Genomic DNA, 20,326 nt, shown 5'->3' with positions numbered 1-20,326 from the left:
CTGGCCGATCAACCGTTCATGATCGGGGCGTGCAGTTGCGCCAACAAACTTGAAACGCCGGGGCGTGCAGCGTCTGTCACGAACCCATCCTCTAGCGCCAACAGCTGAAAGATCCCGCGACGGAGCATGTTTCTATCCATGCGTATGTCCTCGGAACCGTCCACGGTACAGAGAAAGGGCACCCATGACGTCATGATGATCCACGCATTGACGGCCAGTGCTTCTACCTGGGGAGGCGTCATCCGGAGGATTCCGGCATCGACGAAGCCTTGATAGATCCTCTGCGCACTCAGCAAATGGCGTCTGGCAAACAGCCGGTAGCGCCCGGCAAGCATGTCGTCGCCACTCAACAGATGCTCAAGATCACGGTGCACGAAACGGTAGTCCCACATTGCCGAGAGCAGCGCTTCGAGGTACCCGGTCTTGTCCTCGATGGTTAGCGCCCGGCCTTCCGGCAGTTGCAAAAATCCATCGACTTTCCGCTCATAACGATCGAACAACTCGGCGATGATCGCCTGCTTGTTGCGGAAGTGGTAATAGAGGTTGCCGGGCGAAATCTCCAGGTGCGCAGCGATGTGATTCGTGGTCACGCTGCGCTCGCCCTGGGCGTTGAACAGCTCGAGGCTGGCCTGCAGGATGCGCTCGCGGGTTCTTGGTTTCGGGGACATTGCGGAAAGCTACTTTCGTCGTGCTAGAGCCGGAACGCAAAGGTAACCCGACCGCCGTGAGTGCGCACAGGTTTGACAGTTTAGAGTTTTTACTCTAGAAATCTCCGATCTGTCGCCTTTCCGGAGCATCGTCCATGCTTGCCGACGCTGTGTATTCGCATCCCACCCATCTCGAAACCGAGCGTTTGCAGGCGTTATTCGAGCGTCAGCGCAGTGCTTTTCAGGCCTATCCCAGCCCTACTGCAGCGGATCGTCTGCAGTGGCTAGAGGCACTGCATGACTTGCTCGCCAGTCATCAGCAGCCGGTGATCGATGCCATCAGCGAGGATTTCGGTAATCGCTCGGCTGACGAGACTCGACTCGCCGAGATCATGCCCAGCCTGCATGGCATTCGCCACACCAAACGCCTCCTGCCGCGTTGGATGAAGCCTTCTCGGCGCAGTGTTGGGCTGGCCTTTCAGCCCGCCAGCGCCCGCGTCGTTTACCAGCCACTCGGGGTGGTCGGCATTATCGTGCCGTGGAACTACCCGTTGTATCTGGCCATCGGCCCGCTGATCGGCGCGCTGGCTGCCGGCAACCGGGTGATGCTGAAGATGAGCGAGTCGACACCGGTTACCGGCCAGCTACTCAAGGACTTGCTCGCACAGATCTTTCCCGAGGACCAGGTCGCGGTTGTCCTTGGCGAGGCGGATGTGGGCATCGCGTTTTCCAAGCTGCCTTTCGATCACCTGTTGTTCACCGGCAGTACCAGCGTAGGCCGTCACGTCATGCGAGCCGCCGCAGAAAACCTGACCCCGGTGACACTCGAACTGGGCGGCAAATCGCCCGCTATCGTTTCAAACGACGTGCCGCTCGCCGACGCTGCCGAGCGCATCGCCTTTGGCAAGACGCTCAACGCCGGGCAGACCTGTGTCGCGCCGGACTACGTGCTGGTTCCACGGCAGCGCATCGATGACTTTGTCGAGGCCTATCGAAAGGTCGTTCAGCGTTTTTATCCACAGCTGGCGGACAACCCGGACTACACCTCCATCGTCAACCGGCGGCAGCAGGCCCGCTTGCAAGGCTATCTGGACGATGCCCAGGTCAAGGGTGCGCGCCTGCTCCCGCTGTTCGAACAGGGGCAGGACCGGCGCATGCCGCACTGCCTGCTGCTCGACGTCACCGACGAGATGCAGGTCATGCAGGACGAGATCTTCGGCCCGCTGCTGCCGGTGGTGCCATATGACGGGATCGACCAGGCGCTCGCCTATGTCAACGCACGTCCACGCCCACTGGCGCTGTATTACTTCGGCTACGACCGGAGCGAGCAGCGCCATGTGCTGCGTCATACCCATTCTGGCGGTGTCTGCCTCAACGACACGCTGCTGCATGTCGCACAGGATGATCTGCCCTTTGGTGGCGTAGGCCCGTCAGGGATGGGCCACTACCACGGGCACGACGGATTCCTTACGTTCAGCAAGGCCAAAGGCGTATTCATCAAGCAGCGATTCAATGCCGCCCGGATGATCTACCCCCCTTACGGCAAGGCGCTGCAGAAGCTGGTCTACAAGCTCTTCGTGCGTTGAAAAAGCGCAATCGGTGACAACAACAATGACCAGTACCGAGCGATCATTTTCCCGCCGCAGCCTTCTCAGGGTTGGGCTGTTTGGCAGCGCCGCCTTGGCCGGCGCAGGCCTGCTCGGCAGTTTGTCCGGCTGTCGTGGTGAGCGGTCTGCTGCGGGCTTCACGCAGTTGCGCGACAGCGACCTGCCGATGCTACAGCGCTTGACGCCAGTCCTGCTGGAAGGCGCCGTGCCGGAATCGAACATGCCCAGCGCCGTGCAGGGCACCCTGACGAGCCTCGATCAAGGGCTCGCCCATCTGTCGCCCGCCGTGTTGAAACAGGTGCAGCAGTTGTTTGATTTGCTCTCTCTTACCCTCACCCGCGGCCCGCTGACTGGCATATGGGGCACCTGGGAACAGGCGCAGGATGGCGAGGTACAGGCGTTTCTACAGCGATGGGAGAACAGCTCGGTCGCACTGTTGCGCCAGGGTCATGCCTCGCTTCAGCAGATGATCCTGATGGCCTGGTATGGCCGACCGGAATCCTGGCGTCACTGCGGCTACCCCGGCCCGCCGGTTATCTAGCGATGAATGCAGTGACCGCTCGACCGACTTGAGGAATCCGCAATGCCTGTTACCGACCCCTTTGCCGAAGGTATAGCCCGAGGCTGGAAGACCCATGACGGTTCGCAGCTCGAACGGGACCTTACACTCGACGCCGACATTGCCATCGTTGGCAGCGGGGCTGGCGGTGCCACCAGTGCCGAGCTCCTCAGCGCAGCCGGCTACAAGGTACTGCTGATCGAGGAGGGCCCGCTGCGCAGCAGCCGCGACTTCGACATGCAGGAGCCGTCCGCCTACGCCTCGCTCTATCAGGAGGCGATCGGCCGTACCAGCAAGGACGGCGCCATCACCATCCTGCAGGGCCGCGCCGTCGGCGGTTCGACACTGGTGAACTGGACATCGAGTTTCCGCACCCCAGCTGCCACCCTGGAGCACTGGGCGCGTGAACATTCCGTCAAAGGGCTTTCCGAACACTCCATGGCGCCCTGGTTCGAACGCATGGAACAGCGTCTGGGCATCGAGCCATGGCCACTGCCGCCCAACGCCAACAATCAGGTGATCCGCGACGGCTGTTCAGCGCTCGGTTACAGCTGGGCGGTGATCCCGCGCAACGTGCGAGGCTGCTGGAACCTGGGTTACTGCGGCATGGGCTGCCCGACCAATGCCAAACAGTCGATGCTGGTGACAACCATCCCGGCCACTCTGGATTCCGGCGGCGAGCTGCTTTACCTCGCTCGCGCCGAACGCCTTGTTCTGGACAAGTCACGCGTCACCGCACTGGAGTGCTTCGCCATGGATGCGCGCAGCGTTGCGCCGACCGGCCACAAGATTCGGGTGCGTGCGCGCCACTACATCCTCGCTGGCGGCGGGATCAACACACCGGCAATCCTGTTGCGCTCAGACGCGCCCGACCCACATCAGCGCGTCGGTAAACGCACCTTTCTGCATCTGGTGAATTTCTCTGCCGCCCAGTTCGAGCAGGTGATCAACCCGTTCTACGGCGCGCCTCAGTCGATCTATTCCGATCAGTTCCAATGGGATGACGGCACCGCCGGGCGTATGTCCTACAAGCTGGAAGTGCCGCCCATCCACCCGGCCCTGGCCGCAACATTGCTCGGCCGCGGAGGGATCGACAATGCCCTGCGCATGGAGCAGTTGCCGCATACCAATGCCATGATTGCGCTGATGCGCGACGGCTTTCACCCTGACAGCGCCGAGGGCAGGGTTCAGCTACGTAGCGACGGCACCCCCACCCTCGACTACAGGATGACCCCCTACACCTGGGACGGGATTCGCCGCGCCTACCACAGCATGGCGGAGGTCCAGTTCGCTGCGGGCGCCAGAACCGTCCTGCCGCTGCACAGCGACGCCAGTCATGCCACCAGCCTCGAACACGCGCGCCAGATGATCGATGGACTGAGTCTGGAGCTGTACCGCACCCGCCTCGGCAGCGCCCATGTGATGGGCGGTTGCGCCATGGGCGAAGACCCGCTTCAGGCGGTCACTGACAGCCTTGGCCGGCATCATCAGATGGACAACCTGTCGATCCACGACGGTTCGCTGTTTCCCACCAGCATCGGTGCCAACCCGCAATTGTCCATTTATGGCCTTGCCGCGAACCTCTCGAGTCAATTGGCCGAAAGGTTAAAAAACCCATGAACGGCTTCGTTGTGCTGACATTCGGCAGCCATCCGCTTTGATGCTTTACGCTGCCGACACCGAGCCGCTACCATCCACCCCCCACGCAAGCGTCAGGACGCCGCGATGAATCGAGTGCTGTATCCGGGAACCTTCGACCCGATCACCATGGGCCATACCGACCTGGTCGAGCGCGCCTCGCGCCTGTTCGATGAAGTCATCATTGCCGTCGCTGCCAGCCCCAACAAGAATCCGCTGTTCCCGCTGGAACAACGCGTTGCACTGGCCAAGGAAGTGACCTCGCATCTGCCGAACGTCAAGGTGATGGGGTTTTCCACCCTGCTGGCGCACTTCGTTACCGAACAGAAAGCCAACGTACTGCTGCGCGGTCTTCGGGCGGTTTCGGACTTCGAATACGAGTTCCAGCTGGCCAATATGAACCGTCAGCTCGTTCCGGACGTGGAGAGTTTGTTTCTGACGCCATCGGAAAAATTCTCCTATATTTCCTCGACCCTAGTCCGCGAGATCGCCCGGCTTGGGGGCGATGTCAGCAAATTCGTTCACCCCTCGGTGATGAAGGCGTTGACCGAGCGCTACGGCTCGCGCTGAAGCACTCCAGCTTTGCGCGGCAGACACTCAGCGACAAAAGGGTGATCACTGCCGCGTGCACCGGGCGAGTCGATGCGGCAAAATTGGCGCGTCGTTATTACTTGCGCTGCGGCAGATGCCGCAGCTGGAGCCAGCTGGATGTCCCTGATAATCACCGATGACTGTATCAACTGCGACGTGTGCGAGCCCGAGTGCCCGAACAGCGCAATTTCCCAAGGCGAGGAAATCTACGTCATCGACCCGAACCTCTGCACCGAGTGCGTCGGCCACTACGACGAACCGCAGTGCCAGCAGGTCTGCCCGGTGGACTGCATCCCCCTCGACGAGAGCAATGTCGAGAGCAAGGACGAGCTGATGCAGAAGTACATGATCATCACCGGAAAGGCCTGATTTATCTTTTGCGGCCTCACCCGAACGGTGAGGTCAGCACTCCCTCTCGCCTAAAACTCCAAACGATCTCGCTACAGACTGGCACTCACACGCCTGGCTGCGTCTGCAGGCAATCCAGCGAAACAAATCGAACCCCGGAAACAGCACGGCTCCGCACGCAGTGAAGCGGCGGAGCCGTGAATGGCAGGTCATCGCAGTTCAGACTGACCGATGCTGGCCGGGGATTCAGTCCTGGCGGTTGTAGCCGACGCGGGTGCAGCCCAGGCAGCGAGCAAAGGCTGCAGCGCCTGGCTCGACGACCAGCGCATGACCCGCCTCTTTGATGCCGCCGCCCATGGCGCTGAACGGCAAGCTGACCACAAACAGCCCTGCGCCAATGGCGGTGGCTGCGATCAGCAACGGGCGCGCAATCAACAGATCGCCAACGATGGAAAAGGCTTTGGGAGCTTCGACGGTGTACATCGGATCGCCGCTGGCGTTCTGCTGTACCGATTGCGCCTGCACGGGCATCGTCAGCAGACCTGTGGTCAGGGCCAAGACAACAGCAGTGGAGCGAAACAGATTCATGGTGTGGTCCTTCAGCTGGGCGATACGAGGCAGGTAATTGTGGTGTTGGCCACTATAGCAGCGGCCGTCGGTTATTGATCGTGAACAACGTCAACGCCTGCGCACTCAGGCGAGATCATCGCTGGCAGCGTACGCAATAAACACTGGCCCGCTGGCCGAGGCGAATTTCGCGCAAGGTCGAGCCACAGGTCTTACAAAACTCCCCGCCCCGGCCGTAAACGAAGAGCTCCTGCTGAAAATAGCCCGGTTTGCCGTCGCCGCCGACGAAATCACGCAGCGTGGTGCCGCCACGTTCAATGGCGTAGGCAAGGATGCGCTTGATCTCTACGGCCAGCTTCATATAGCGCGCCCGTGACACTGCGCCGGCGGCACGCCGCGGATCGATTCCGGCAGCGAACAACGCCTCGCTCGCATAGATATTGCCGACGCCAACGACCACTGCGTTATCCATGATGAAGGGTTTGATCGCCATGCTGCGTCCACGCGACATCTGGTACAGACGCTCGCCATCGAACGCATCACTCAGCGGTTCCGGCCCCAGGCTGGCGAGCAGCACGTGACTCAGCGGATCATCGCTCCAGAGCAGCGCACCGAAGCGCCGTGGATCCGTGTAGCGCAGCGCCATGCCGGACTCCAGCACGATGTCGACATGCTCGTGCTTGCCGACCGGCTGATCCGCCGGAACCAGACGCAGGCTGCCGGACATGCCCAGGTGTGCGATCAGGGTGCCGACTTCCGCTTTTATCAGCAGGTATTTGGCGCGCCGCTCGACGCCTTCAATGCGCTGGCCCGACAGCCGCACATCGAGATCGTCTGGAATCGGCCAGCGTAGCCGCCGCTCGCGCACGACGACCTGGCTGACACGCTGGCCGACCAGGTGCGGCGCGATACCGCGGCGGGTGGTTTCAACTTCTGGGAGTTCGGGCATCAGAGAAAAATATGCAGTGTGGACCGGATGGCGACCTTAGCAGCTAACGCGCAGCCGGGTCAGCCGACGCCCAGTTCGCGAATGATGTCGCGCTGGCATTCAAAATCGTATTCCGACAGGCCGACGTATTCGAGCACCAGCTGCGCCACGGCATCCCACTCATGGTCTTGCGGCTGCTCACCTAATACGCGATGACAGGCGCAGATGTGCTCGGCCATCTTCAGGATCGCCAATAGCGTCTTGATCTGCGGATCGCTCCACTCGTCGCGGAATAGGGCCATGGCGTTGTGGTGATTGGCGATGGCTTCACACAGGTGCTGCGGCAGCTTCCAGGAGCGCGCGACGAAATAACCCACCACGGCATGGTTGGTATTGAGCACCCGATTCTCGATGTCGGTGATGCGCGTCTCGGGACCAACGCTGGCGTAAGCCTCTTCCAGCACGGCCATATAGCCGGGGAAACGGGTCAGCATCAGCGGGATGCCGCAGTTGTGAAACAGACCGAGGGTATAGGCCTCATCAGGTGCCGGAAGACCGATCCGCTTCGCCAGCGCCAGACAGGTGCTGGCCACGTCCTGCGCCGAATCCCAGAAACGATTGAGCGTGACGATGGCGGCATCGGTCAGCTCGCCGCGGATCGATTGCGCGTTGATCAGATTGATCACCGAACGGCAACCCAGCAAATTGACGGCTTGCTGAATCGAAGCGATGCGGTTGGCAAGGCCGAAAAACGGCGAGTTCACGGTTTTCAGCAAGGCGCCCGACAACCCCGGATCCTGGCTGATCAGCCGCGCAATCGCGCGCAGGTCGGGATCAGGCATGACCTGTTCCATCTGCAGATCAACCATGATCTGCGGCTGCGGTGGAACACTGATCCCCTGCAGCACGCTGCGGATCTGTTCGTCGGTGAGTTCGATGGACATGGAGGCGGCCAGGCCTTGCGAATAGCACAAGGCCACTAAGAAAAGAGTGCGAACTTTGGCCGAGTTCATGGTCGGATTCAAGTAGATCACTTTGCAATCCGACGAGGAGGAAACGAGATGGCCGATTCGCTGAAAGGCAAACGCGTAGCGATCCTGGTAACCGATGGTTTCGAGCAGGTCGAGCTGACTGGCCCTAAGGAAGCGCTGGAAAAAGCCGGCGCGACCGCTGAGATCGTTTCGTCATCGAACGGCGAGGTCACCGGCTGGAACCACACCACACCGGCCACCAAGTTTCACGTCGACAAGACCTTCGACAGCATTCGCATGGAAGACTATGACGCCGTGCTGTTGCCTGGCGGCGTGGTAAATTCCGACACCATTCGCACCGACGAGATGGCTCAGGCGCTGGTCCGCGACGCGGCGCGAGCAAACAAGACCATCGCCGTGATCTGCCATGGCGCCTGGCTATTGGCCTCGGCCGGTCTGGTCAAGGGCATGAAGATGACCAGCTGGCCATCGCTGACCGACGACCTCAAAAACGCCGGTGCTCAGTGGGTCGACGAGCAGGTCGTGGTCGATGGTCATCTGATCAGCAGCCGCAAGCCGGACGATATCCCGGCGTTCAGCGAAGCGCTGGTCAAAGCCCTCGCCGACTGACGCCAGCCTCGTCGCGCAGAGGCATCGCGAATCCGGTCGACGCGACCTGACCGATGCCTCATCAGAGCCACCTGCTGGAAGCAACCGCGTGCAGCAGCGTTGGGCCAACCGGCTGCCCGTTCTGCATCCTGCCAGCGCTTTTGTCAGCCCGCTCGCCTATAATCGCGCCCTTTTCCCGGAGCCTCCCGATGAGCCTGCCCAGCCTGCGCCTCAAAGCCAATGCCGACCGCCGCCTGCGCGCCGGCCATCTGTGGGTCTACAGCAACGAGGTGGATACCGCAGCCACCCCGCTGAGCGGTTTTGCTGCCGGTGATCAGGCCATTCTCGAAGCGGCTGGGGGCAAGCCGCTGGGCATTGTCGGCGTCTCGCCGAACAACCTGATCTGCGCCCGCCTGCTGTCCCGCGACCTCAAGCACAGCCTGGACAAGTCGCTGCTGGTGCATCGCATCCAGGTCGCCCTCTCGCTGCGAGATCGCCTGTTCGACCAGCCCTGTTACCGCCTGATCTACGGCGACTCTGACCTGCTGCCCGGCCTGGTGGTGGACCGCTTCCACGATCATCTGGTGGTGCAACTGGCTTCTGCCACCATGGAGCGCAACAAGGACGCCGTGCTCGAAGCGCTGGTGCAGGTGCTCAAGCCGCGCGGCGTGCTGTGGAAGAACGACTCCAGCGCCCGCGACGCCGAAGGCCTTGAGCGCTACGTTGACACCGCCTTTGGCGTGGTCCCGGAATGGGTGGCGCTGGAAGAAAACGGCGTGAAATTCGAAGCGCCGGTGCTGCAAGGCCAGAAGACCGGCTGGTTCTACGACCACCGCATGAACCGTGCGCGCCTGGCGCCTTACGTCAAAGGCAAGCGCGTGCTCGATCTGTTCAGCTACATCGGCGGCTGGGGCGTGCAGGCCGCGGCCTTCGGCGCCAGCGAAGTATTTTGCGTGGATGCCTCGGCGTTCGCGCTCGATGGTGTCGAGCGCAATGCTGCGCTCAATGGCGTGGCCGAGAAGATGACCTGCGTCGAGGGCGATGCCTTCGAAGCGATGCGGGAGTTGAAGAACGCCGAAGAGCGCTTCGATGTGGTCATCACTGATCCGCCCGCGTTCATCAAGCGCAAGAAGGACATCAAGAATGGCGAAGCCGCGTACCGCCGCCTGAACGAAGCCGCCATGCGTCTGCTGAACAAGGACGGCATCCTGGTCAGCGCCAGCTGCTCCATGCATTTGGAAGAAGACAACCTGCAGAACATCCTGCTCGGCAGCGCGCGGCATCTGGACCGCAATATCCAACTGCTCGAACGCGGCAGTCAGGGGCCGGACCATCCGGTTCATCCAGCGATCCCGGAAACCCGTTACATCAAGAGCATCACCTGCCGCATCCTGCCCAACAGCTGATCAGCGTCTGACGACAGACGAAGCCCTCGCACCGAGACGCGTACGAGGGCTTCGACGGACGCTTACTCGATGCCCTTGCGCTGGTCACTCCACAAGTAACTGGTGCACAACCCGCAGAAGCGACCATAGAAGGTGCTGCGGGCCGTTTCGTCATCCATCAGGTGATAGCGAAACCAGGCTGTCGACGGTCCGCGGTACGCCCCGCCATCACCGACCGGCTCGAAGTGAGTGACATAACGCCGCTCTCCCCAGAACACTGGCACGTTGGCCCGGGTATAGACCGGCTGCGCGTTCAGATAGGGAAAGGCAATGGTGTCGCCACCGCCGGACATCAGGAACATCGGGCCTTTCTGGTTCTGCTGTGACGCCGGGTCGTGCCCCAAGCCAATGGTGTAGGGCTGGATGGGCGCGGTCACGCTCACGCGATCATCCTGCCCGGCCATGATCGAACCACCGCCGCCCTGGGAGTGACCGGAAGTCCCGACGCGGCCAGTATTGAGCACGCCTGCGTAGGTACCGAAGCTGCGGTTGCTCTCCTGCACCAGATAATCGAGGCAGGCCAGCATGTCCTGCCCGGTTCCGGCGTTGGAGGTCTCTGCCGCGGCGACGACGAAGCCATGGCTGGCCCAATGCGACAACAGGCCCGAATACGCGGATGGCCCCGTTCCGGTCCCGTTGCCCCACAGCAGCACGGGATGCCGCACGCCGCCCTGCCCCAGCGTGGCGGGCCGATAGACTCGGCAGTTCGGGCCTTCGCTGCGACTGGTGGTAGCGTAGGGGCCGGAACGGTCGAAACTGGTCACGCCCGGAAACGGCGCTCCGGGTGTGTCCGGCAGCGAAGCAGCAATGGCAGACCCGCAAAACGCCAGGGCTAGCGCAGCGGCAATACCGCCGAGTTTGATGTCGAGCATGTGTATACCTCTTCTTGTTCTATTTATCTGAAGCTACGTTGGCGCCTGCTCGAAATCCGAGCCGACGCAAGGCACCGCCCAGGCCACCCGCCCGAATCCTGAACTACGGGTGGCCAGTCAGCCCGAACCAACCCTAGCCAGCAAAACTCACTGCGCCACCTCAGGCACCGGTTAAGCGGATGAACGGCTTCGCTTGGCGCTGGCTGAATAACGCGTCATCAGCTCCAGTGTTGATGCGGTCAGCTCAGCCTGGTTGGGCGCCGGTAATCGCGCCGTTTGGCTCGCTGACAGTAACGCGCGTAGAATCGCCCGCATTCCTCGCCGCTATCCCCCGGCGGGCCATGAGCCCAGGCCGCCCGAGCGATACCCCGCCTCGATCCGGCCCCTGCGCACGCACGGCTACCTGCCGTTGCATGCGGCACAGGCGACGCTCACCATTAGCACCACTCGACCAGCTGATTAGCCGCAGGAACCGTCATGCCCGATTACCGCTCGAAAACCTCCACGCACGGCCGCAACATGGCTGGTGCCCGCGCGCTGTGGCGCGCCACCGGCATGAAGGACGAAGACTTCAAGAAGCCGATCATCGCCATCGCCAACTCCTTCACCCAGTTCGTGCCAGGCCACGTGCATCTGAAGGACCTGGGCCAGCTGGTCGCCCGCGAGATCGAGAAGCACGGCGGCGTCGCCAAGGAATTCAACACCATCGCGGTCGACGACGGCATCGCCATGGGCCACGACGGCATGCTCTATTCGCTGCCGTCGCGCGAAATCATCGCCGACTCGGTGGAGTACATGGTCAACGCGCATTGCGCCGACGCCATCGTCTGCATCTCCAACTGCGACAAGATCACCCCCGGCATGCTGATGGCCGCGCTGCGCCTGAACGTTCCGGTGGTGTTCGTCTCCGGCGGCCCGATGGAAGCCGGCAAGACCAAGCTGGCCAGCCACGGCCTGGACCTGGTCGACGCCATGGTCATCGCCGCCGACGAAACCGCCTCGGACGAGAAGGTCGCGGAATACGAGCGCAGCGCCTGCCCTACCTGCGGCAGCTGCTCCGGCATGTTCACCGCGAATTCGATGAACTGCCTGGCCGAAGCCCTGGGCCTTGCCCTGCCCGGCAACGGCTCGACCCTGGCGACCCACAGCGACCGCGAGCAGCTGTTCCTGCGCGCCGGCCGTACCGTCGTCGAGCTGTGCCAGCGCTACTACGGTGAAGGTGATGAGTCGGTTCTGCCGCGCAATATTGCCAGCCGTCGCGCCTTCGAGAACGCCATGACCCTGGACATCGCCATGGGCGGTTCGACCAACACCATCCTGCATCTGCTGGCAGCGGCTCAGGAAGCCGAGGTCGATTTCGACCTGCGCGCCATCGATGCCCTGTCGCGCAAGGTGCCGCAGCTGTGCAAGGTCGCGCCGAACATCCAGAAGTACCACATGGAAGACGTGCATCGCGCCGGCGGCATTTTCTCCATCCTTGGCGAACTGGCCCGTGGCGGCCTGCTGCACACCGACGTGCCCACCGTACACAGTCGCACCATGGCTGAAGGTATCGCCCAGTGGGACATCACCCAGACCCAGGACGAAGCCGTACACACCTTTTTCAAGGCAGGCCCGGCTGGTATCCCGACGCAGACGGCGTTCAGCCAGTCGACCCGTTGGGACAGCCTGGATGATGACCGCGAAAACGGCTGCATCCGCAGCGTCGAGCATGCCTATTCCCAGGAAGGCGGCCTCGCCGTGCTTTACGGCAACATCGCTCTGGACGGTTGCGTGGTGAAGACCGCCGGCGTGGACGAATCCATCCATGTGTTCGAAGGCACGGCGAAGATCTTCGAAAGCCAGGACAGCGCTGTTAAAGGCATCCTCAATGACGAAGTGAAGGCCGGTGACATCGTCATCATTCGCTACGAAGGTCCGAAAGGCGGCCCCGGTATGCAGGAAATGCTCTACCCGACCTCGTACCTGAAATCCAAGGGGCTGGGTAAGGACTGCGCGCTGCTCACCGATGGCCGCTTCTCTGGCGGCACCTCGGGCCTGTCCATCGGCCACGCTTCGCCTGAAGCCGCTGCGGGCGGAGCCATTGGCCTGGTGCGCGACGGCGACAAGGTACTGATCGACATCCCCAACCGCAGCATCCAGCTGCAGGTCAGCGATGAAGAACTGTCCCACCGCCGCATCGAGCAGGACAAGCAAGGCTGGAAACCGGCCCAGCCACGCGCGCGCAAGGTGACCACGGCGCTCAAGGCCTACGCCCTGCTCGCCACCAGCGCCGACAAGGGCGCGGTGCGCAACAAGGCGATGCTGGACGGCTGATCGTCTGCGTTGCAGCAACAATGAAAGCCCGACCATCGTGTCGGGCTTTTTTATGCCTGCTGTACAGCGAGCGAGGCTCCAACGCTCGAGCCATCATCTGGTCCGCCGGGCACACGCCTACAGCCTCCAGTCGGCATGCACGGTGACCCAACGTCCCGACGGGTGCCTCTACCGTGCTGTCGCAGTGGACTGCGGCCACCTCACGACGTGGATCAGTGCGGGTTGCCGGCTGCTTGCCCTGTGCGAGACCGGCAGCGCTCAGTAGAATCGCGCTCCTTTTCAATCCGCAAGGATGCCCATGAACGCCCCCGAACAGCTCAACGCGAGCGACACGAACGAAGCGCTACTCTATGGCCTCGATGACCGGCCACGCCCATGGATTGCCTTTCTCGCCGCGCTGCAGCATCTGCTCGCGATCATCGTGCCGATCGTCACGCCCGGCCTGCTGATCTGCCAGGCCATCGGCGTATCGCCGCGCGACACCAACATCATTGTCTCCATGTCGCTGGTGATCTCCGGCATTGCCACCTTTCTGCAGTGCAAGCGCTTCGGCCCGCTGGGCGCCGGGTTGTTGATTGTTCAGGGCACCAGTTTCAACTTTGTCGGCCCGCTGATCGCAGGCGGCGTGCTGATGGTCAATCAGGGCACGCCGGTCGAAGGCGTAATGGCAGCGATCTTCGGCGTAGTGATCGCCGGCTCGTTCATTGAGATGGGCGTCTCGCGCGTGCTGCCTTTCATCAAGCGGCTGATCACGCCGCTGGTGACCGGCATCGTGGTGCTGATGATCGGGCTAACGCTGATCAAGGTCGGGCTGATCAGCATGGGTGGCGGCTACTCGGCCATGGGCGACGGCACCTTTGCCAGCCGCGAAAACCTGCTGCTCTCCGGCGTGGTGCTGGCCGCCATCGTCGTGCTTAACCGCCTGCCCATGCAGTGGATGCGCAGCTGCGCGATCATCATCGCGCTGGCCATCGGCTATGCGTTGGCAGCCTACCTGGGTCGACTGGACTTCACCGGCATGCGCGAAGCCGAACTGTTCGAGGTGCCAATGCCGTTGCACTTCGGCCTCGGCTTTTCCTGGAGCCTGTTCATCCCGATGGTGGTGATCTACCTGGTCACATCTCTTGAAGCCATCGGCGACATCACCGCCACCAGCAAGCTTTCGCGTCAGCCGGTGGAAGGCCCGCTATGGATGCAGCGCATCAAGGGCGGCGTGCTGGTCAACGGCGCCAACTCGTTGCTGGCGGGCTTTTTCAACACCTTCCCGAGCTCGGTGTTCGCGCAGAACAACGGCATCATCCAGCTCACCGGCATCGCCAGCCGTTACGTCGGCATGTGGATCGCGGTGATGCTGGTGATTTTGGGACTGTTCCCGCCAGTCGCCGGCGTGCTGCAGGCGGTGCCCGAGCCGGTGCTGGGCGGTGCCGCCCTGGTGATGTTCGGGGCGGTGGCGGCCGCTGGCATCAATATCCTCGCGGGCATCAAGCTGGACCGTCGCGCGTTGCTCATCATTTCCGTATCGCTGGCGCTGGGCCTGGGCTTTTCTCAGGTGCCGGAGTTCCTCGCGAACCTGCCGGTAGCGCTGCGCAACGTGCTGGAATCCGGCGTGGCCACCGGCGGCATCTGCGCCCTGGTGATGAACTGGTTCCTGCCCGAGTCGCCAGCAAGTGCGGAGCAGGATCCGGTCTGATCAACCGGTCCGCGCTTCCTTAGCGAGGCGCCGGCAGACCTCATCGGCAATCGCCAGGGCAGCCGTCAGTCCTGGTGATTCGATGCCGAACAGGTTCACCAGCCCCGCAATGCCATGCTCGGCAGGCCCGTCGATACAGAAGTCCGCTGCCGGCTCGCCGGGCCCGCTGATCTTCGGCCGAATGCCGGTGTACGCCGGCTGCAGCGCACCATCGGGCAATGCCGGCCAGTAACGTCGGATCGCCGCGTAGAAGCCCTCAGCGCGGCTTTCATCCATCCTGTAATCGAGGCTGTCGACCCACTCGACATCAGGGCCGAAACGCGCCTGCCCGCCGAGGTCCAGCGTGAGATGCACGCCCAGGCCGCCGGGCTCGGGCATCGGATAGACCAGATGGCGGAACGGCGTGGCAGTCGCCAGACTGAAATAGCTGCCCTTGGCGAAATAGCGCGGCGGCACCTTGTCGACAGGCAACCCTCTGGTGCGCGCTGCAATCGCAGGGGCAGCATGGCCCGCGCAATTGATTAGCGTCTTGGCGAGCAAGGTCATCGGCTCAGCCCCGCCGACGTCCAGCTTCAAGCCGTCATCCATCACCTCGACAGCCTCCACTGGTGCCAGCAAGGCCAGCAGCGCGCCCGCGGCTTCGGCATCACCCTGCAGCGCCAGCATCAAGGCGTGGCTGTCGACGATCCCGGTGCTGGGCGACAGCAGGCCAGCCACGGCATTGAGCTGCGGCTCCAATGCTTTCAACTCAGCGCCATTGAGCCGCTGCAGATCGTCTACGCCATTGGCCAAGGCGTGCGCCTGTAACGCATCGAGTCCCGCGAGCTGCGAATCATCGGTGGCAACGATCAGCTTGCCGCAGCGCCAGCAGGGAACGCCGTGGCTCTCGCAGAAGGCATAAAGCGCGTCGCGACCGGCCACGCACAGCCTTGCCTTCAGCGAACCCTGCGGATAGTAGATGCCGGCATGAATGACTTCGCTGTTACGCGAGCTGGTGCCGGTGCCGATGGCCGCTTCGGCTTCCAGTATCAACACCTCGCGCCCGGCCAGGGCCAGCGCCCGCGCGACTGCGAGCCCCACCACGCCGGCCCCGATGACCACGCAATCGACCTGCTCCATTTGTTTCCCCTTCGTTTAGGCGAGCGCCAGACTGCCGCAAGATCGAACCAGGGCCAAGTCTCGCTTGCCCAACCCTCAGGCAATTTCGAAAACGGGAGCCACCATGCGCATCGGCATCATCTCCGACACTCACGGCCTGCTGCGCCCTGAGGCCCTCGCGGCGCTACAAGGCTGCGAGCGCATCATCCACGCCGGCGACATCGGCAAACCCGAGGTCTTAGAGGGGCTGCGCGCACTGGCGCCGCTCGATGTGATCCGCGGCAATGTCGACAGCGGTGACTGGGCGGCGGAGGTCCCGGAGCATCTGGACCTGGAAATCGGCGGCTTGCGCGTCTACGTCACCCACGACGTCAAGACGATGGGCATCGACCCGATTGCAGAGCAGGTCGACGTGGTGATTGCCGGCCATTCGCACCAACCGAAGATCGAGCAGGTCAACGGCGTGCTTTACCTCAACCCGGGAAGCGCAGGCCGCCGCCGCTTCACCTTACCCATCAGCCTGGCGCTGCTGGACATCGAGGACGGCCAGCCGCGCGCGCAGCTGGTGACGCTGGGTTAAGCGCTCAGCTCACGCCCGTGTAACGGTCGCTGCGGTGATTGATCGCCAGCACCAGATTCAGTGCCACCGCGCCCAGCACCGAGAGCGCAACCTTATCCAGCGGCACGATGAAGACCGCCGCCAGCACGATCAACGCATCGATGCCCATTTGAAAGGTGCCGGCGCGCAGGCCGATGCGCTCCTGCAGGAACAGCGCAAGGATGTTTACCCCGCCGAGGCTGGCCCGATGACGGAACAGCATCAGCAGCCCGACGCCCATGGCGAAACCGCCAAACAGCGCCGCGTAGTAGATGTTCAGCTCGGCAAAGCGGATCCAGTTCGGCGTCAGCTCGGCCAGCAGCGACACCAGTCCCACCGCGATCACGGTGCGCAACGTGAAGCTCCAGCCCATGCGCCAGATGGCCAACAGATAGAACGGAATGTTCAGGGTGAAGAACACCAGCCCGAAAGGCCAGCCGGCGAAATACTTGAGCAGAAAGGCCAGACCGACCGTGCCGCCGGTCAAGAGCCCGGCGTGGCTGTAGAAGGCGATCCCCAGCGCCACCATCGCGGTGCCCAAGAGCAGCGCGAGGGCGTCCTCCCAGAGCGGATGGCGGACGAATATCGGCGCAATGGTTTCCGCCTGCTCAGCGTCGCATTGCACTGGGCTCGGCTTGTCGTTGTGCATGGAAAGTGTCTCGTGTGGAGCGGACGGAAAGCATAAGCACTGACGCCAGGTCAGGACTTGGCGTCAGTCAAGGAAGCGTAGGGTGACGGGCTTAGCGCCGCTGCCAGGTCTCGAAGCGGTATGCCGTCGTTTCACCCTCGGCCGGGTGTGCCTCGCTGTCGACACGTTCCCAGTCAGCTTCGTCATAGACGGGGAAAAAGGCGTCGCCCGCGGGATTGGCTTCGATGCGGGTGAGATAGAGCCGCTGCGCCTGACCCAGGGCCTGGGTGTAGAGCTGCGCGCCGCCGATCAGCATCAGCTCGTCGACGCCTTGCTCACGCGCCCACTGCTCGGCGCGAACCAGCGCAGCATCCAGCGTGGTGAAGGTTTCAGCACCTTCGACTTGCAGATCGGGCTGACGGCTGACCACCAGATTGAGCCGCCCCGGCAGTGGGCGGCCAAGCGAATCCCAGGTCTTGCGACCCATGATGATCGGCTTGCCGAGGGTCATGGCCTTGAAGTGTTTGAGGTCGGCCGGCAGATGCCAGGGCATCTTGTTGTCCAGCCCGATGACGCGGTTATCCGCCAGGGCTGCGATCATTGCGAGGGGAAGAGAGGTCTGATTCATAGCCGCGAGGATAGCAGAGCGCCCGCCGGGCAGTCAGCGCCGCCAGATACACGTCAGCATCATCGAACGGTCATATCCGGTTTACCGAAGCGTCAAGCTGTCGTCATTCTCACGCTTCAGGCTAACCGCTCCCCTTCCATGGAGACGCCCGCAATGGCCCGCCACAGCCGCCTTACCCTGCGCCACCTGCTTGCCGCCTGCAGCCTGCTGCTGCCGGTCGCCGCGTTTGCCGCCACACCCGATGCTTCGGTTGCCGCAAAGCACGGGCGCGATGAACCCCATCCGCTGATCATCGCCCACCGTGGCGCCAGCGGCTACGTGCCCGAGCACACGCTTGCCTCTTACGCGCTGGCGATCCTGCAGGGTGCAGATTACGTCGAGCCCGATCTGGTGATGACCCGCGACGGCCAGCTGGTAGCCCGTCATGACAACGAGCTGGGGCTGACCACCGACGTGTCGAAACGCCCCGAGTTCGCCGACCGCAAGCGCACGCAGAGGGTGGATGGCGTGAATCTCACCGGCTGGTTCAGCGAAGACTTCACCCTGGCCGAGTTGAAGACACTGCGCGCCATCGAGCGCATCCCGACGATCCGTCCGGGTAACGCGCGAATGGACGGCAGCCTGGAAATCCCGACGCTGCAGGAAATCATCGATCTGGTGAAGACCCTGCAGCTAAGCGAGCGCCGCCGCATCGGCCTGTACCCGGAAACCAAGCACCCGACGCACTTCCAGAAACTTGGCCTGGCGATGGAGAAGCCGCTGGTCAGCGTTCTTCATCGCAACGGCTACGCGGGCCGCAGCGCGCCGGTCTATATCCAGTCGTTCGAAGTGGAAAACCTGAAAATCCTCAGCCGGATGACGCAGCTGCGCCTGGTCCAGCTGTTTGGCGGCGGTCAGCCTTACGATCAAAAGGTTCGCGGCAGCGACCTGACCTACGCACAGATGGCCACGGCCGAAGGGCTCAAGGCGATCTCCCGCTATGCAGCCGGCGTCGGCCCGGAAAAGAGCTACATCATCCCGCGCGATGCCAACGGCAACCTCGGCCAGCCCACCGACTTCGTGCCGAACGCCCATGCGGCGGGCCTGAAGGTGCACCCGTACACCTTCCGCGCCGAGAACGTGTTCCTGCCGACCACCCTGCGCTACGGCGACTCTCCAGCCGAGCGCGGCAATATCGAGGCTGACATCCTGGCCTTCCTCGATGCCGGTATCGACGGGCTGTTCATTGATCAGCCGGACATTGCCGTACGCCTGCGCCAACAGCAGAACTGACCGATACAGCCACGGGTTGATCGCCCCTGGCTGTGGGTAGGGTGACAAGCAGCCGGTGTCAGCGGATGACGCCGGCTTCGCGCAATGCGTTAAGGCTGATTTGATCCTTACCCAGCACCCGTCCGAGCACCGAATCGGTGTGCTCGCCGTGCAACGGCGGGGCCTTTGCCGCGACCGTCGGCGTGCGCGACAGCCGCAGCGGGCTGCGAACCATACGCACCTCGCCTGCCACCGGATGATCGGCCGTGATCACCAGATCCCGGTAGCGTGCCGTTTCCGATTCAAGCGCGTGCGCGACATCCTTCACTTCGCCGACAGGGATCGCCTGCGCGCGCAGGGCTTCGATCAAAGCCTCGCTAGGCCACTGCGCGAACGCGTGCTGCAACAGCGGAATCAGCAGCTCGCGATGCTCGGTGCGGCCCTTGTTCTGCGTGAAGCGCGGATCACTGTGGAGTTCAGGTCGCTTGAGCACTTCCAGGCACAAGCGCCGGTACTGCTCGTCGTTGCCCACCGCCAGGGCGATGCTGCCGTTCGCGGTGTTGAACAGCTGGTAGGGCACGATGCTCGCGTGGGCATTGCCGTAGCGCTGCGGCACCTTGCCGGTATTGAGATAGCCGGAGGCGACATTGGCCAGGAAATGCAGCGCGCTGTCGGACAGGGCAATGTCCACCGACTGGCCGAGCCCGGATTTTTCGCGCTCGTACAGCGCCGCAAGAATGCCCTGAACCGCGTTCATACCGGTGACCAGATCGATGAAGGCAACGCCCAGGCGCATCGGCTCGCCCTCTTTGTCACCCGTGATCGACATGAAGCCGCTCTCGGCCTGAATGATGAAGTCGTAGCCGGGACGGTTCTCCATCGGGTTACCGCGGCCGTAACCGGTGATCGAGCAATGGATCAGCCGTGGATTGATCGCGGCCAGTGTTTCGTAATCCAGCCCGAGGCGCTTGAGACTCGCCGGCAGAAAGTTCTCGACTACCACATCGGCCTGCGCAGCCAGGTCGAGGATCAACTGGCGGCCTTCGGGCTTGCGCATATCCACCGCCAGGCTCTGCTTGTTGCGATTGGCGCTGAGGTAGTAGGTGGAGATGCCGGCCTTGGCCGGCGGCATCCAGCTGCGGGTGTCATCACCCTCCAGACTTTCGATCTTCCACACCTCGGCGCCAAGGTCGGCCAGGGCCATGGTCGACCAGGGCCCTGCGAGGATGCGAGTCAGATCCAGTACCTTGATGCCTTGCAGAACGCTCATCGACTCTCCTACATATTTGATCGGGCGATGACGACGAAATTGGCGCAAGCGGGTCGAAACCACAA

20 protein-coding genes are annotated in these 20,326 nt (G+C 62.8%); 11 read left to right on the top strand and 9 right to left on the bottom strand.

Annotated features, from left to right (window positions below):
- Positions 1-8: 8 nt before the first annotated feature.
- On the bottom strand, positions 9-668 hold the full coding sequence (locus CXK96_RS11830) for a TetR/AcrR family transcriptional regulator (protein ID WP_102836642.1): 660 nt from the start codon (positions 666-668) through the stop codon (positions 9-11).
- Between the two features lie 134 nt (positions 669-802).
- Here CXK96_RS11830 and CXK96_RS11825 point away from each other — a divergent pair, with 134 nt between their 5' ends.
- The 5 genes from CXK96_RS11825 (at position 803) to CXK96_RS11805 (ending at position 5,411) form a co-directional block, all read left to right on the top strand.
- Positions 803-2,233, top strand: a complete 1,431-nt coding sequence (locus CXK96_RS11825) for a coniferyl aldehyde dehydrogenase (protein WP_102836641.1) — start codon at positions 803-805, stop codon at positions 2,231-2,233.
- 25 nt (positions 2,234-2,258) lie between these two features.
- Complete coding sequence (locus CXK96_RS11820; protein WP_102836640.1) at positions 2,259-2,795, top strand: twin-arginine translocation pathway signal protein; 537 nt, start codon at positions 2,259-2,261, stop codon at positions 2,793-2,795.
- A 42-nt stretch (positions 2,796-2,837) separates the two neighbouring features.
- A complete protein-coding gene (locus tag CXK96_RS11815) occupies positions 2,838-4,433 on the top strand; it encodes a GMC family oxidoreductase (RefSeq protein ID WP_102836639.1) in 1,596 nt (531 codons plus the stop codon).
- A 105-nt stretch (positions 4,434-4,538) separates the two neighbouring features.
- On the top strand, positions 4,539-5,021 hold the full coding sequence (gene coaD / locus CXK96_RS11810) for a pantetheine-phosphate adenylyltransferase (protein WP_029404817.1): 483 nt from the start codon (positions 4,539-4,541) through the stop codon (positions 5,019-5,021).
- Between the two features lie 138 nt (positions 5,022-5,159).
- Positions 5,160-5,411, top strand: coding sequence for a YfhL family 4Fe-4S dicluster ferredoxin (locus CXK96_RS11805; RefSeq protein ID WP_045423623.1), 252 nt, complete (start codon positions 5,160-5,162; stop codon positions 5,409-5,411).
- 225 nt (positions 5,412-5,636) lie between these two features.
- On the opposite strand, the gene CXK96_RS11800 is transcribed toward CXK96_RS11805, so the two are convergent.
- The 3 genes from CXK96_RS11800 to CXK96_RS11790 form a co-directional block, all read right to left on the bottom strand.
- On the bottom strand, positions 5,637-5,978 hold the full coding sequence (locus CXK96_RS11800) for a multidrug transporter (RefSeq protein WP_102836638.1): 342 nt from the start codon (positions 5,976-5,978) through the stop codon (positions 5,637-5,639).
- Between the two features lie 115 nt (positions 5,979-6,093).
- Entirely contained in the window at positions 6,094-6,906 is an 813-nt protein-coding gene (gene mutM / locus CXK96_RS11795; RefSeq protein ID WP_102836637.1) for a bifunctional DNA-formamidopyrimidine glycosylase/DNA-(apurinic or apyrimidinic site) lyase, read from the bottom strand.
- A gap of 59 nt (positions 6,907-6,965) precedes the next feature.
- The gene (locus CXK96_RS11790) at positions 6,966-7,829 is read right to left on the bottom strand and encodes an HDOD domain-containing protein (RefSeq protein ID WP_102836784.1); all 864 of its coding nucleotides are present in this window, start codon (positions 7,827-7,829) and stop codon (positions 6,966-6,968) included.
- Between the two features lie 117 nt (positions 7,830-7,946).
- Between CXK96_RS11790 and CXK96_RS11785 the strand changes: the two genes are divergently transcribed.
- Positions 7,947-8,486, top strand: coding sequence for a type 1 glutamine amidotransferase domain-containing protein (locus CXK96_RS11785; RefSeq protein ID WP_102836636.1), 540 nt, complete (start codon positions 7,947-7,949; stop codon positions 8,484-8,486).
- Positions 8,487-8,674: 188 nt separating this feature from the next.
- Positions 8,675-9,871: a class I SAM-dependent rRNA methyltransferase gene (locus CXK96_RS11780; RefSeq protein WP_102836635.1), complete on the top strand. Its 1,197-nt coding sequence runs from the start codon at positions 8,675-8,677 to the stop codon at positions 9,869-9,871.
- A gap of 62 nt (positions 9,872-9,933) precedes the next feature.
- Here CXK96_RS11780 and CXK96_RS11775 read toward each other — a convergent pair whose 3' ends face one another.
- A complete protein-coding gene (locus tag CXK96_RS11775) occupies positions 9,934-10,782 on the bottom strand; it encodes an alpha/beta hydrolase (RefSeq protein ID WP_102836634.1) in 849 nt (282 codons plus the stop codon).
- 477 nt (positions 10,783-11,259) lie between these two features.
- Between CXK96_RS11775 and ilvD the strand changes: the two genes are divergently transcribed.
- Together ilvD and CXK96_RS11765 are read left to right on the top strand one after the other, a co-directional pair.
- Positions 11,260-13,098 (top strand): dihydroxy-acid dehydratase, encoded by a 1,839-nt coding sequence (ilvD, locus tag CXK96_RS11770; protein WP_102836633.1) that lies wholly within the window; start codon positions 11,260-11,262, stop codon positions 13,096-13,098.
- A gap of 298 nt (positions 13,099-13,396) precedes the next feature.
- Positions 13,397-14,788, top strand: coding sequence for a uracil-xanthine permease family protein (locus CXK96_RS11765; protein WP_102836632.1), 1,392 nt, complete (start codon positions 13,397-13,399; stop codon positions 14,786-14,788).
- On the opposite strand, the gene CXK96_RS11760 is transcribed toward CXK96_RS11765, so the two are convergent.
- Positions 14,789-15,907, bottom strand: coding sequence for an NAD(P)/FAD-dependent oxidoreductase (locus tag CXK96_RS11760; protein WP_102836631.1), 1,119 nt, complete (start codon positions 15,905-15,907; stop codon positions 14,789-14,791).
- A 103-nt stretch (positions 15,908-16,010) separates the two neighbouring features.
- On the opposite strand from CXK96_RS11760, the gene CXK96_RS11755 reads away from it, so the two are divergent.
- Complete coding sequence (locus CXK96_RS11755; protein WP_102836630.1) at positions 16,011-16,466, top strand: metallophosphoesterase family protein; 456 nt, start codon at positions 16,011-16,013, stop codon at positions 16,464-16,466.
- Positions 16,467-16,470: 4 nt separating this feature from the next.
- Here CXK96_RS11755 and CXK96_RS11750 read toward each other — a convergent pair whose 3' ends face one another.
- A complete protein-coding gene (locus CXK96_RS11750; RefSeq protein WP_102836629.1) occupies positions 16,471-17,133 on the bottom strand; it encodes a YitT family protein in 663 nt (220 codons plus the stop codon).
- A 91-nt stretch (positions 17,134-17,224) separates the two neighbouring features.
- Positions 17,225-17,740 (bottom strand): type 3 dihydrofolate reductase, encoded by a 516-nt coding sequence (gene folA / locus CXK96_RS11745; protein WP_102836628.1) that lies wholly within the window; start codon positions 17,738-17,740, stop codon positions 17,225-17,227.
- 153 nt (positions 17,741-17,893) lie between these two features.
- On the opposite strand from folA, the gene CXK96_RS11740 reads away from it, so the two are divergent.
- Positions 17,894-19,012: a glycerophosphodiester phosphodiesterase gene (locus CXK96_RS11740; protein WP_102836627.1), complete on the top strand. Its 1,119-nt coding sequence runs from the start codon at positions 17,894-17,896 to the stop codon at positions 19,010-19,012.
- 58 nt (positions 19,013-19,070) lie between these two features.
- Here CXK96_RS11740 and CXK96_RS11735 read toward each other — a convergent pair whose 3' ends face one another.
- Positions 19,071-20,261, bottom strand: a complete 1,191-nt coding sequence (locus CXK96_RS11735; protein ID WP_102836626.1) for a CaiB/BaiF CoA transferase family protein — start codon at positions 20,259-20,261, stop codon at positions 19,071-19,073.
- Positions 20,262-20,326 lie beyond the last annotated feature (65 nt).

The sequence above is a fragment of the Stutzerimonas stutzeri genome (assembly GCF_002890895.1).
Taxonomy (GTDB): domain Bacteria; phylum Pseudomonadota; class Gammaproteobacteria; order Pseudomonadales; family Pseudomonadaceae; genus Stutzerimonas; species Stutzerimonas stutzeri_AB.
This window is presented reverse-complemented; position numbering and strand designations above follow the sequence as displayed.

Coding starts and splice junctions, on each gene's coding strand:
- CXK96_RS11830 (WP_102836642.1), bottom strand. CDS start 668: ATGTCCCCGAAACCAAGAACCCGCGAGCGCATCCTGCAGGCCAGCCTC.
- CXK96_RS11825 (WP_102836641.1), top strand. CDS start 803: ATGCTTGCCGACGCTGTGTATTCGCATCCCACCCATCTCGAAACCGAG.
- CXK96_RS11820 (WP_102836640.1), top strand. CDS start 2,259: ATGACCAGTACCGAGCGATCATTTTCCCGCCGCAGCCTTCTCAGGGTT.
- CXK96_RS11815 (WP_102836639.1), top strand. CDS start 2,838: ATGCCTGTTACCGACCCCTTTGCCGAAGGTATAGCCCGAGGCTGGAAG.
- coaD (WP_029404817.1), top strand. CDS start 4,539: ATGAATCGAGTGCTGTATCCGGGAACCTTCGACCCGATCACCATGGGC.
- CXK96_RS11805 (WP_045423623.1), top strand. CDS start 5,160: ATGTCCCTGATAATCACCGATGACTGTATCAACTGCGACGTGTGCGAG.
- CXK96_RS11800 (WP_102836638.1), bottom strand. CDS start 5,978: ATGAATCTGTTTCGCTCCACTGCTGTTGTCTTGGCCCTGACCACAGGT.
- mutM (WP_102836637.1), bottom strand. CDS start 6,906: ATGCCCGAACTCCCAGAAGTTGAAACCACCCGCCGCGGTATCGCGCCG.
- CXK96_RS11790 (WP_102836784.1), bottom strand. CDS start 7,829: ATGTCCATCGAACTCACCGACGAACAGATCCGCAGCGTGCTGCAGGGG.
- CXK96_RS11785 (WP_102836636.1), top strand. CDS start 7,947: ATGGCCGATTCGCTGAAAGGCAAACGCGTAGCGATCCTGGTAACCGAT.
- CXK96_RS11780 (WP_102836635.1), top strand. CDS start 8,675: ATGAGCCTGCCCAGCCTGCGCCTCAAAGCCAATGCCGACCGCCGCCTG.
- CXK96_RS11775 (WP_102836634.1), bottom strand. CDS start 10,782: ATGCTCGACATCAAACTCGGCGGTATTGCCGCTGCGCTAGCCCTGGCG.
- ilvD (WP_102836633.1), top strand. CDS start 11,260: ATGCCCGATTACCGCTCGAAAACCTCCACGCACGGCCGCAACATGGCT.
- CXK96_RS11765 (WP_102836632.1), top strand. CDS start 13,397: ATGAACGCCCCCGAACAGCTCAACGCGAGCGACACGAACGAAGCGCTA.
- CXK96_RS11760 (WP_102836631.1), bottom strand. CDS start 15,907: ATGGAGCAGGTCGATTGCGTGGTCATCGGGGCCGGCGTGGTGGGGCTC.
- CXK96_RS11755 (WP_102836630.1), top strand. CDS start 16,011: ATGCGCATCGGCATCATCTCCGACACTCACGGCCTGCTGCGCCCTGAG.
- CXK96_RS11750 (WP_102836629.1), bottom strand. CDS start 17,133: ATGCACAACGACAAGCCGAGCCCAGTGCAATGCGACGCTGAGCAGGCG.
- folA (WP_102836628.1), bottom strand. CDS start 17,740: ATGAATCAGACCTCTCTTCCCCTCGCAATGATCGCAGCCCTGGCGGAT.
- CXK96_RS11740 (WP_102836627.1), top strand. CDS start 17,894: ATGGCCCGCCACAGCCGCCTTACCCTGCGCCACCTGCTTGCCGCCTGC.
- CXK96_RS11735 (WP_102836626.1), bottom strand. CDS start 20,261: ATGAGCGTTCTGCAAGGCATCAAGGTACTGGATCTGACTCGCATCCTC.